Raw genomic sequence first — 12,882 nt, 5'->3', positions numbered from 1 at the left:
GCCTTGGCTGTTCCGGCCGGAAGGAATTCGGGAAATTCGGAAGAAAGCTGTTCTTCTGCGGCCGGCTAGAGCACGGCCCTGAGCAGTTCGAAGGCCTCGGCGTACTCGGTGCAGACCTGCGAACCGCGGTACTCGGCGAGGGCGCGGACGCCGCGCTCGCTGCGGGAGTTGGGCCAGTTCTCCACCTCGGCGCCGTACGCCCGCAGCGCCTCCAGCTTGCGCTCCAGGTGCTCGGCCTCCAGCGGCTGCCAGCAGTTGGGGCGGAACGTCGGCATGCCCGACGCCTCACCGCAGTCGGTCGCCGAGCGCACCTCGAAACAGCGCACCTCGCGGACGCTGCCCCGGCCCGGCCGGCCGGCCACCCGGGCCGCCCGGCTGACGATCTGGTGGTCCAGGCTCAGATCGCTCGTGCTCGTGGTGAACACGGCGTCCGGCTCGAACTCCCGCACCTCCTGCTCGAAGGCCCGGTTGAGCTCCAACTGGCCCACCGTGTCCAGCCGGTTGTCCCCGTACTGGTGGACGGTGACGCGCTCGATCCCGAGGATCTTCGCGGCCGCCTCGATCGCGGAGGAGCGGGGCGTCGCGTTCAGCCCGTCCTTGGACCGGGATCCGTCGTCGTTGGTGAGGACGCACAGGCTGATCCGCACCCCCTCGTCGGCGAGCTTCGCGATCGTGCCGCCGGCGCCGAGGGTCTCGTCGTCGCCATGGGCGACGGCGATCAGCAACCTCCGCATCATTCTCCGCATCGGTTTCCTTCTCGTGTGTGGCAGCCGGTGGGCCGCCCAGGACCACGAAGGACCTGAATCGAATGATTCATTCATGGCCGCGATCGGTGATTGAAGCTCTCAGTGAGCGCAGCGCGTAGTCAACCCCTAGCGATTCACCGCTATTGCCGCCCGCGGGCGCCTCGCGCAAAAACGGTGCGAACTACAGGGCGAGCGGCGGTGGCGTCGTTTTCAGGGGATAGCAGCGTGTCACCGCCCCGGGCTCCCCGGTAACCCCTAAAGTGCCGCACTGCCCATCCAGCCCCGCCGACCGGCTCTTGCGCGGTCGATACGGGAATCGGCCGGGGCGGCCGCACTGAGGGGTGCCGCAAGCCCGGCTAGGGGTACGGACCGCGCGGCGCCGCTCGTAAAGTGTCGCCATTGGAGCCGCCCCGGGGTTCGCCGGAATTCACGCAATCGGGCCCGGGTGACGGGAGTTATGAGTTCCGTCCGGGAAATACGGCGGGCGCTGTGAGCCGGCCCGCTACGGTCGAAGACGTAGGGGTTACCTGAGCATGTCTGAATCGCGACTGGTCGACGCATTGCGCGCGTCGTTGAAAGAGGCCGATCGGCTCCGTGAGCAGAACAAACGCCTCACTGAGGCGAACAGCGAGCCGATAGCGATCATCGCCATGTCCTGCCGATTCCCCGGCGGGGTGCGCACACCCGAGGACCTGTGGCGGGTCCTCTCCGAAGGCCGGGACGTCATCGGCCCGTTCCCCACCGACCGCGGCTGGGATCTGGAGCGGCTCTACGACCCGACCGGAGAGCGGCCGGGCTCCACCTATGTCCGCGAAGGCGGATTCCTGCACGACGCCGCCGACTTCGACGCCGACTTCTTCGGCATCGCCCCCCGCGACGCCCTCCTCATGGACCCCCAGCAGCGCCTCCTCCTGGAGACCTCCTGGGAGGCCTTCGAGCGCGCCGGCATCCCGCCGCGCTCCGCCAAGGGCACACCCGTCGGGGTGTTCACCGGCGTCATGTACCACAACTACCCGGGCAGCTACGGCTCGTCGGCCCCCATGTCGGGCCGGCTCTCCTACACCCTCGGCCTCGAAGGCCCGTCGGTGACCGTGGACACCGCCTGCTCGTCCTCCCTGGTCACCGTGCACCTCGCGGCGCAGGCCCTGCGGCAGGGCGAGTGCACCCTGGCCCTGGCCGGCGGCGTCACCGTGATGTCCAGCCCGCGCACCTTCGTCGAGTTCAGCCTCGACGGCAACCTCTCCCGCGACGGCCGCTGCCGGCCCTTCGCCGAGTCCGCCGACGGCACCTCCTGGTCCGAGGGCGTCGGCGTGCTCCTGCTGGAGCGGCTCTCCGACGCCCGCCGCAACGGCCACCAGGTGCTGGCCGTCGTACGCGGCTCGGCCGTCAATCAGGACGGCGCCACCAACGGCATCGCCGCGCCCAGCGGCCCCGCCCAGCAGCGCGTCATCCGCCGCGCCCTGGCCGCCGCCCGCCTCACCCCCGACCAGATCGACGTGGTCGAGGCGCACGGCTCCTCCACCGAGCTCGGCGACCCCATCGAGGCGGACGCCCTGCTCGCCACGTACGGCAAGGAGCGCCCCGCCGACCGCCCCCAGTGGCTCGGCTCGGTCAAGTCCAACCTGGGCCACACCCAGGGCGCCGCGGGCGTCGCCGGCATCCTGAAGATGGTGCTGTCGATGCGGCACGGCGTGCTGCCCAAGAGCCTGCACGTCGACACCCCCAGCAAGCACGTCGACTGGTCGCAGGGCGCGATCTCCGTGCTCACCGAGAACGTCGACTGGACCACCCTCGACGGCGCCCCCCGCCGCGCGGGCGTCTCCTCCTTCGGCCTCAGCGGCACCAACGCGCACGTCATCCTCGAAGAGGCCCCCCAGGAGGCAGAGCCCGAGCAGGCGCCCGTCCGCCCCGGCCTGGTCCCCTGGGTGCTGTCCGGCCGCGACGAGGACTCCCTGCGCCGCCAGGCCGCCCGCCTGCTGGAGCACGTACAGCAGCACCCTGAGACGGACTCCCTCGCTCTCGGACGGGCGCTGGCCACCACCCGCTCGCACCTGGAGTACCGGGCCGCCTTCGCCGGAGCCGACCGCGACGAACTCCTCGCCACGCTCGCCGGCCTGGCCGAGGGCACGCCCGCCGGGATCGAGCGGGGCGTGGTGCGCGGCGAGACCTGCTCGACCGCGTTCCTCTTCCCCGGCGGCGGCGCCCAGCGCCTCGGCATGGGGCGTGAACTGTCCGCCGCCGAGCCGGTGTTCGCCGCCGCGCTGGACGAGGTGTGCGCCGAGGTGGACAAGCACCTCGACCGGCCGCTGCGCGAGCTGATCGACGGCGACGAAGAGGCCCTGGACCGCGTCGGCCACGCCCAGGTGGCGCTGTTCGCGATCGAGGTGGCGCTGTTCCGGCTGATGGAGCACTACGGCATCCGCCCCGACCTGCTCGCCGGACACTCCACCGGCGAACTCGCCGTCGCCCATGTCTCCGGCATCCTCTCCCTCGCCGACGCCGCCGAACTCGTCGCCGCACGCGGGCAGTTGATGCAGGCGCTGCCCGACGGCGGCGCCATGGTCGCCGTCAACGCCACCGAGGACACGGTCCGCCCGCTGCTCACCGAAGGCGTCGGCATCGCCGCGATCAACAGCCCCGACTCGGTGGTGATCTCCGGCAACGCCGACGAAGTCGACGCCCTGGAGCGGCTGTTCGCCGAGCAGGGCCGCCGCACCAAGCGGCTGCGGGTCAGCCACGCCGCGCACTCGCCGCTGATGCGGCCCATGGTGGAGGAGTTCCGGGCCGTCGCCGAGCGGATGGACTTCCGGCCCGCCCGTATCGCCGTCATGTCGACCGTCACCGGCCGCCTCGCCGGCGAGGACGACCTGCGCACCCCCGACTACTGGGTGCGCCACCTGCTGGGGACCGTCCGCTTCCGCGACGCGGTCGACGGGCTGCGCGCCGAGGGCGTCAACCGGTTCGTCGAGATCGGCCCCGACAACGTCCTCGCGGGCATGGCCCAGAACTGCCTCGCCGACGCCAAGGACAACCCGGCCGTCGTGCCCCTGCTGCGGCGCGGCCGGCCCGAGGAGGCGTCCTTCGCCACCGCCCTCGCCCAGCTGCACGTGCGAGGCGTCGAGCCCGACTGGAGCGCGTACTTCGACGCCCGCGGCGCCCGCACCGCCGAGCTGCCCACCTACGCCTTCCACGGCACCCGCTACTGGCTCCAGGCCCGCGCCGAGGGCGACGCCGCCTCCCTCGGCGTCGACGCCGCGACCCACCCGCTGCTGGGCGCCGCCACCGTCCTCGCCGGCAGCGACGGCCTGGTCCTGACCGGACGGCTGTCCACCGCCACCCACCCGTGGCTCGCCGACCACGCCGTCGGCGACACGGTCCTGCTGCCCGGCACCGCCTTCGTCGACCTGGCGATGCACGCCGGTGAACAGACCGGCACCCCGCTCGTGCGGGAACTGTCCCTGCACGCCCCGCTGGTGCTGCCGCCCGAGGGCGCGATCCGCATCCAGCTGACCGTCGGCGCCGCCGACGACCGGGGCGTGCGCACCATCGACGTCCACTCCCGCCCCGAGGACGACTCCGGGCAGCTGCCCTGGACCCACCACGCCACCGGCCTGCTCGCCCCCACCGGAGCCGGTACCGCCGTGGCCCCCCTCACCGCCTGGCCGCCCGCCGGCGCCGAAGCCGTCGACCTGGACGGCATGTACGACGAACTCGCCGAGAACGGCTCGCACTACGGGCCCCTGTTCCGCGGGCTGCGCGCCGGCTGGCGCCTGTCCGGCGAGGTGTACGCCGACGTGGCCCTGCCCGACAACGCGCAGGCCACCGCGGAGGACTTCGGGCTGCACCCGGCCGTGTTCGACGCGGCCCTGCACGCCATCGGCCTCCTCGACGCGGACACCGGCTCCGACGACGGCACCGTCACCCTGCCCTACGCCTTCACCGACGTGGAGCTGCACGCCTCCGGCGCCGCGGCCGTCCGGGTCCGGGTACGGCGGACCGGCGAGCCCGCCGACACCGGGCGGACCGTCGCCCTGGACCTGTTCGACGTCACCGGGCAGCCCGTCGCCACGGTCGGCGCGCTGATGCTGCGCCCGGTCTCCGAGGAGCAACTGGCGGCCGCGGGCCGCCCCGCCACCGGCATCGCGGGCAACGCCCTGTTCGGCGTCGCGTGGGTGCCCGCCGCCCTCCCGGCCGCCCCGGCCGAGCTGCGGGTGGCCGCCTTCGAGGACCTGGCGTCCCTCGACTCCGCCCCGGACGCCGTCCTGCTCCGGCTGACCGGCGGCCCCGACGCCGACGCCGCCCGCGCCGCGACCCACCGCGCGCTGGACGCCGTCCACACCTGGCTCGCCGAGTCCCGCTTCCCCGACGCCCGTCTGGTGGTGGTCACCCAGGGCGCGGTGGGCCTGCCCGGCGAGGACGTCACCGACCTCGGCGCCGCCGCCGTGCACGGCCTGGTCCGTACCGCGCAGACCGAGGAGCCCGGCCGGTTCCTGCTGGTCGACACCGACGCGCCCGAGGACGTGCCCGCACTGCTGCCCGCCCTGCTGGCGCTGGGCGAGCCGTCCGTCGCCGTACGCGCCGGCAGCGCCCGCGTCCCGCGCCTGACCCGCGCCACGCTCGACGCCGTCGACACACCCGTGTGGGACACCGACGCCCCGGTGCTGGTCACCGGCGGCACCGGAGCGCTGGGCCGGCTCGTCGCCCGCCACCTCGCCGAGACCCATGGCGTACGACGGCTGCTGCTGGTCAGCCGCAGTGGACCCGGCGCACCGGGCGCCGACGAGCTGGTCACCGAGCTGGCCGCGCTGGGCGCCGAGGCCGAGATCGTCGCCTGCGACCTCGGCGACCGCCGTGCCGCCGAGGCACTGCTCGACGGCCGCCCGCTCGGCGCCGTGGTGCACTCCGCGGGCGTCCTCGACGACGGCATGCTCGCCTCCCTCACCCCCGAGCGCCTCGACACCGTGCTGCGGCCCAAGGCGGACGCCGCCTGGAACCTGCACGAGCTCACCCGGGACAAGGACCTGACGGCGTTCGTGCTGTTCTCCTCCGCCGCGGGCGTCCTCGGCGCCCCCGGCCAGGCCAACTACGCCGCCGCCAACGCCTTCCTCGACGCCCTCGCCGGCCACCGGCGCGCCCAGGGCCTGCCCGCCCAGTCGCTGGCCTGGGGCCAGTGGGCGCAGGACACCGGCATGGCGGGCGTCCTCGCCGACCCCGGCCACCAGGGCCCCGCCCGCACCGGCCTGCCCGCCCTCACCGAGGCCGAGGGCCTCGCCCTGCTGGACGCCGCCACCACCTCGGCCGACCCGTTCCTGGTCCCGCTCAAGCTGGACCTGCCCGCACTGCGCAGGTCGCCCGCGGGCAGCGCCGAGCTGCTGCGCGGCCTCGTCGGCACGCCCCGCCGCGCCGCCGCGAGCGCACCCCGCACCACCGGCGCGGCCGACCCGCGCCTCGCCACCTGGCTGCGGATGCCCGAGCCCGAGCGCCGGACCGCGCTGCTCGACCTGGTCCTCGGCCATGTCGTCGACGTCCTCGGCCACGGTTCGCGCGAACTCATCGACCCGGAGCGGGCGTTCAAGGACCTCGGCTTCGACTCGCTGACGGCGGTGGAGCTGCGCAACCGGATCGGCGCCGACACCGGCGCCCAGCTCGCCAGCACCCTGGTCTTCGACCACCCGACCGCCAACGCCCTGACCGCCCACCTCTACGACACGATGTTCACGGGCGTCGCGGACCCGGCGTCCACGGCACCGTCGTACGACTCCCTCCTGGAGACCGTGATCGGGCACGTCGCCGATGTCCTCGGCCACGGCTCACGTGAACTCATCGACCCGGAGCGGGCGTTCAAGGACCTCGGCTTCGACTCGCTGACGGCGGTGGAGCTGCGCAACCGGATCGGCGCCGACACCGGCGCCCAGCTCGCCAGCACCCTGGTCTTCGACCACCCCACCGCGAGCGCGCTCACCACGCACCTGTACGAGACGCTGTACGGCTCCCTCACGGCGGCCGGGCCCGCCGCGCCCGCGGTGTCCGCGGCGTCGGTCGCGGACGACCCGATCGTCATCGTCGGCATGGCCTGCCGCTTCCCCGGCGAGGTCACCACGCCCGAGCAGCTGTGGGAGCTGGTCTGGGAGGGCCGCGACGCGTTCACCGAGTTCCCGTCCGACCGCTCCTGGGACATGGACTACTGGCTGGGCCTGATCGACGAGGCCAAGACCACGCCGCTCGGCGGGTTCGTGTCCTCCACGCCCGACTTCGACGCCGCCTTCTTCGGGATCGGTCCGAACGAGGCGATCATGATGGACCCGCAGCAGCGCCTGCTGATGGAGACCACCTGGGAGGCGCTGGAGCGGGCCGGCATCGACCCGCTGTCCCTCAAGGGCAGCACCACCGGCGTGTTCGCCGGCGCGATGCAGACCACGTACGACACCGGGCCGCTGAGCGCCCTGGAGTCGCACAGCCAGTACATCGGCACCGGCGGCCTCAGCTCGATGGTGTCCGGCCGGATCGCCTACAGCTACGGCTTCGAGGGACCGGCCGTCACCGTCGACACCGCCTGCTCCTCCTCGCTGGTCGCCCTGCACCTGGCCGCGCAGGCCCTGCGCAACGGCGACTGCGAGCTGGCCCTGGCCGGCGGTGTCACCGCGCTGGTGAACGCCGAGCCGTTCGCCCAGTACATGGACGGCACCGCGGGCGACGGCCGCTGCAAGGCCTACTCCGACTCCGCCGACGGCGTCGGCTGGGGCGAGGGCGTCGGCCTGGTCGTCCTGGAGCGGCTCTCCGCCGCACGCCGGAACGGCCACACCGTGCTGGCCGTGGTCCGCGGCTCCGCCGTCAACTCCGACGGCGCCTCCAACGGCCCCACCGCCCCCAACGGCCCCTCGCAGGAACGCGTCATCCGCAAGGCGCTCGCCGCCGCCGGACTGGACACCACCGACATCGACGCCGTCGAGGGCCACGGCACCGGCACCACCCTCGGCGACCCGATCGAGGCCAACGCCCTGCTCGCCACCTACGGCCAGGACCGGCCCGCCGACCGGCCGCTGTGGCTGGGCTCGGTGAAGTCCAACTTCGGCCACACACAGGCCGCCGCCGGTGTCGCCGGGGTCATCAAGATGGTCGAGGCGATCCGGCACGGCGGGCTCCCGCTGACCCGGTACGCCGACGAGCCGACCACTCAGGTCGACTGGACGACCGGAAACGTCAGGCTGCTCGCCGAGTCCATGCAGTGGCCCGACCACGGCCGGCCGCGCCGCGCCGGTGTCTCCTCCTTCGGCCTGAGCGGCACCAACGCCCACGTCATCCTGGAGCAGGCCCCGGAGCAGCCCACCGAGCAGCTCCAGGTGCCCGACCGGGCCCCCGACGGCCACGCCGTGCCGTGGGTGCTGACCGCCCGCACCGCCGAGGCGCTGCCCGACCAGGCCGAGCGGCTGCGCGCCCACCTCGCCGAGCACCCGGACACCGACCCGCGCGACATCGCGCTGTCGCTGGCCCTGCGCGAGCCGCGCTTCGCTCAGCGGGCGGCCGTCGTCGGCGCCACCACCGAGGAACTCGACACCGCGCTCGCCGCGCTCGCGGCCGGCGAGGAGTCGCCCGCGGTGGTGACCGGCACCGCCGAACGCGGCGGGCCCGTCGCCTTCGTGTTCCCCGGCAACGGCAGCCAGCGCCCCGGCATGGGACGCGAACTGTACGAGGCGTTCCCGGTGTTCGCCGCCGCCTTCGACGAGGTGTGCGCCGAGTTCGACGAGTACCTGGACCGGCCGCTGCGCGAGGTGATGTTCGCCGAGCCCGGCTCGGTGACCGGGCAGCTCCTCGGCCAGGTCGCCTTCGGACAGGCCGCCCAGTTCACCATGGGCGTGGCCCTGGCCCGGCTGCTGGAGTCCTGGCGGATACGCCCCGACCACCTGATGGGCCACTCCGGCGGCGAGGTCATCGCCGCGCACGTCTCCGGGGTGTTCACCCTCGCCGACGCCGTCCGCTTCACCTGCGAGCGCAGCCAGCTGCTCCAGGAGATCCCGGCCGAGGGCGCGATGGTCGTGGTGGAGGCCGACGAGGAGGAGGTGCTGCCGCTGCTCACCGAGCGCATCGGCATCGCCGCCCTCAACGGCCCCCGCACGGTCGTGGTGTCCGGTGACGCCGACGAGGTGGAGCAGGTCGCCGAGCACTTCCGCGCCGAGGGCCGCCGCACCAAGCGGCTGCCGATCCCGCGCGCCGGACACTCCCCGCTCCTCGAACCCCTGGTCGACGACCTGCGCGAGGCCGCCGCCGACCTCGCCCACGACACCCCGCGGGTGCCGATCGTCTCCACCGTCACCGGCACGCCCGTCACCGGCGAACAGCTCGCCGACCCCGAGCACTGGGTCGCCAACTGCCGCCGCACCGTGCGGTTCCTGGACGCCGTGCGCGCCCTGGAGGCCGAGGGTGTGGCCCGCTACATCGACCTCAGTGCCGACGGCGCCCTCGCCGGGATGATCTCGACCTGCCTGGGCGGCGACGACCAGGAGTCCGCGGTCGTGTCCGTGCTGCGCAAGGACGTGCCCGAGGACCGGGCCGCCTGCCTGGCGGCCGGGCGCCTGTTCACCGACGGCTACCCCGTCGAGCCGGACCGGCTGCTGACCGGCCGGGGCGCGGCGCGCACCGAGCTGCCGCCGTACGCCTTCCACCGCAGGCGCTACTGGCCCGACGTCGACATGGCGGCGGTCCGGCAGAGCGGCGGCATGGCGTCGACCGGCGTCGAGGCCACCGAGCACCCGCTGCTCGGCTCGGCCGTCGAACTGGCCGGCACCGGCGAGATCGTCCTCAGCGGACGTCTGTCCCTGGGCACCCACCGCTGGCTCGCCGACCACGCCTTCGGCGAGACCGTCCTCTTCCCCGGCGCCGGGTTCGTCGAACTCGCCGTCCGGGCGGGCGACGAGGCCGGCTGCCACCACCTGGAGGACCTCACCCTGGAGGCACCGCTGCTGCTGCCCCGGCACGGCAAGGTCCTCGTTCAGGCCGTCGTGGGACCGGCCGACGACGCCGGCGCCCGCCCGGTCAGCGTCCACTCCCGCCCCGACACCGGCCCCGGCAACGACACCCCGTGGACGCGGCACGCGACCGGTCTGCTCACCACGGACGGCGCCCCCGAGCCCGACGGCCTCACCCAGTGGCCGCCGCCGGGCGCGGAGAGCGTCGACATCACCGACCTGTACGACGGGTTCGCCGAGGCCGGCTTCAGCTACGGGCCCTCCTTCCGCGGACTGCGCGCGGTGTGGCGGCACGCGGACGAGGTGTACGCCGAGGTCGCCCTGGACGCCGACACCGCCCGCGCCGCCGACAAGTTCGGGCTGCACCCCGCCGCCCTGGACGCGGCGATCCAGGCGGTGGGCCTCGCCGAGGCCGTCGACGTCGAGTCGGGCATGCCGTTCGCCTGGTCGGGCGTCGACCTGTACGCCACCGGCGCGACCCGGCTGCGGGTGAGGGTCACCCCGACCCGCGGTGACGCCGTGAGCGTGCTGATCGCCGACCAGGCCGGTGACCCGGTGGCCTCCGTGGAGTCCCTGGTGATCCGCCCGGCGGGCCTGATCGAGAGCGGCCCGGCACCCCGGCACGACCTGCTGTTCGGCTGGAGCTGGCCGCAGGTGCGCACCACCGCCACGGCCGCGCCCGGCACCTGGGCGCTGCTCACCGGCGCCTCCGACGGACTTGCCCGTGAACTGGCCTCCGCCGGACTGCCGTTGGCCGCCGAAGGCGACCTCGCCCGGCTCGCCGCCGGGACGCCCGGCGCGGACGTGGTCGTCCTGGACGCCACCGCCCTCGCGGCGGACGCCCCGGCCGGACCGGACGCCGTGCACAGCGCGGTCCAGCAGGCGCTGACCGTCGTACAGCAGTGGCTGCACTCGCGGGAGTTCGCCGATGCACGGCTGCTGGTGCTGACCCGGGGCGCGGTCGCCGTCGGCGACGAGGACGTCACCGACCTCGCCGGGGCCGCCGTACGGGGCCTGGTGCGCTCCGCGCAGTCCGAGAACCCCGACCGGTTCGTGCTGGTCGACACCGACGGCAGCGCAGCCTCGCTGCGCGCGCTGGCCGCGGCGGTGGCCGGCGGCGAGCCGCAGACCGTCCTGCGCGACGGGGCCGTGCACGTCGGCCGGCTGGTGCGCACCGGCGCCGGACACGCCGCCGACCGGATCGCCTTCGACCCGGCCGGCACCACCCTGGTCACCGGCGCCTCCGGTTCGGTGGGCCGGTTGCTCACCCGGCACCTGGTCACCGAACTCGGCGCCCGCAGGCTGCTGCTGCTCGGCCGCCGCGGCGCGGGCGCCGAGCAGGTGGCCGAGCTGACCGAACTGGGCGCCGAGGTCACCTCCGTCGCCTGCGACGCGGCCGACCGGGAGGCGCTGGCGGCCGCGCTCGACGCGATCGGCGAGGAGCACCCGCTGACCGCGGTCGTGCACCTGGCCGCCGTCGTCGACGACGCGACCGTCACCTCCCTCGACGCGGACAAGGTCACCGCCGTGCTGCGGCCCAAGGCGGACGCCGCCTGGAACCTGCACGAGCTGACCCGCGACAAGGAGCTGAGCGCGTTCGTGCTGTTCTCCTCGGTCGCCGGCGTCCTCGGCAACCCCGGGCAGGGCAACTACGCCGCCGCCAACAGCTACCTGGACGCCCTCGCCGCCCACCGGCGCGCCCAGGGGCTGCCCGCCCAGTCGCTGGCCTGGGGCCTGTGGGAGACCACCGCGACCGGCCCCGACGCGGTCACCGGCATCGACGCGGACTCCCTGAGCCGCGCCGGGATGACCGGTCTTTCGGACGCGGAGGCGCTGAAGCTGTTCGACGTCGCCGTCGCCCGCGGTGAGGCGCTGCTCATCCCGATGGCGGTCGCCCAGGCCGCACCGGACGGCGGGGCCGTGCCGCACGCCTTCCGCGCCCTGGTCGCGCCCGCCCGCCGCACCGCGTCCCGTACGACCGCCTCGGACGTGTCCGCGCTGCGCCGCAGGCTCGCCGGGCAGAGCCGGGACCAGCTCGGCAAGACCCTGCTGGACCTGGTCCTGGAACACGCCGGAACCCTGCTCGGCTACGGCGACAGCGAGACCATCGAGCCCGAACGGCACTTCCTGGAATCCGGGTTCGACTCGCTGACCGCGGTGGAGCTGCGCAACCGGCTCAACGCGGCGACCGGGCTGCGGCTTGCCCCCACCGTGGTGTTCGACCACCGCACCCCGGCCGGGCTCGCCGCCCACCTCACGGACGAACTCGGCACCGTCGACAGCGCCCCGCAGCCCGTCTCGGAGGGCGGCGACGGGGAGTCGGTGCCCGAGCTGTTCCGCGAGATGGTCCGGGCCGGCCGCATCCAGGAGGGGCTCGGCATGCTCCAGTGGGTCGCCAAGATCCGCCCCTCCTTCACCTCGCGCGCCGACATCGACCGGCTGCCCGACGTGGTCCGGCTCTCGGACGGCGAGCAGGCCCCGCACCTGGTGTGCCTGTGCACCCCGGCCGCGATGGGCGGCGTCTACCAGTACGCCCGGATCGCCGCCCAGTTCCAGGGCACACACAAGGTCTCCGTGATCGCCATGCCGGGCTTCGGCGCCGGCGAGCAACTGCCCGAGACCGCCGATGCCGTGCTCGACGTCCTCGCCGCCACGGTCACCGAGACCGTCGGCGACGCGCCGTACGCACTGCTCGGCCACTCCGGCGGCGGATTGTTCGCGCACGCCGTCTCCGCGCGGATCGCCCGCGAGCACCGGGCCCCGGTCGGCGCGGTCATGCTCGACACCTACCCGGTGTCCGGCGACGCGATGTTCCAGAGCTTCGCCGCCGAGGTCGCCATCGGCGCCCTCGCCCGGGAGGTGTGGGCGGGCCAGCTCGGCAACAAGACCTCGCTGAGCGCCATGGCCCGGTACGTGACCCTCATGCCGGAGATCGAGGTCACCGGCATCGCCACACCGACGCTGCTGCTGCACGCCACCGACCGGTTCCACAACGCCGAGGACACGACCGACGGCGAGGCCGGGCCCGACGTCAGCTGGCGCTCTTCCTGGGCGCACGCCGACAAGGAACTGGTCATCCCCGGCGACCACTTCAGCATCGTCGAGGAGCACGCGGACACCACCGCCGAGGCTCTTCGCACCTGGCTCGACTCCCTGAGCTGAGCACCACTGCC

Annotated in this window: 1 protein-coding gene and 1 pseudogene; one reads left to right on the top strand and one right to left on the bottom strand. The window is 74.3% G+C overall.

The annotated features are described in order from the left end of the window. Positions 1–65 precede the first annotated feature (65 nt). The gene (locus RKD23_RS09775; RefSeq protein ID WP_424853331.1) at positions 66–746 is read right to left on the bottom strand and encodes a PIG-L deacetylase family protein; all 681 of its coding nucleotides are present in this window, start codon (positions 744–746) and stop codon (positions 66–68) included. A gap of 548 nt (positions 747–1,294) precedes the next feature. Here RKD23_RS09775 and RKD23_RS09770 point away from each other — a divergent pair. Beyond that, positions 1,295–12,871 (top strand): annotated as a pseudogene (locus RKD23_RS09770) (SDR family NAD(P)-dependent oxidoreductase); the annotation flags it as partial. Positions 12,872–12,882 lie beyond the last annotated feature (11 nt).

Origin of the sequence: Streptomyces sp. SAI-170 (assembly GCF_049739565.1) — a bacterium.
Classification (GTDB): domain Bacteria; phylum Actinomycetota; class Actinomycetes; order Streptomycetales; family Streptomycetaceae; genus Streptomyces.
This window is presented reverse-complemented; position numbering and strand designations above follow the sequence as displayed.

Excerpts from the sequence above, each read along its gene's own strand:
- RKD23_RS09775 (WP_424853331.1), bottom strand. The coding sequence starts at position 746 with ATGCGGAGAATGATGCGGAGGTTGCTGATCGCCGTCGCCCATGGCGAC.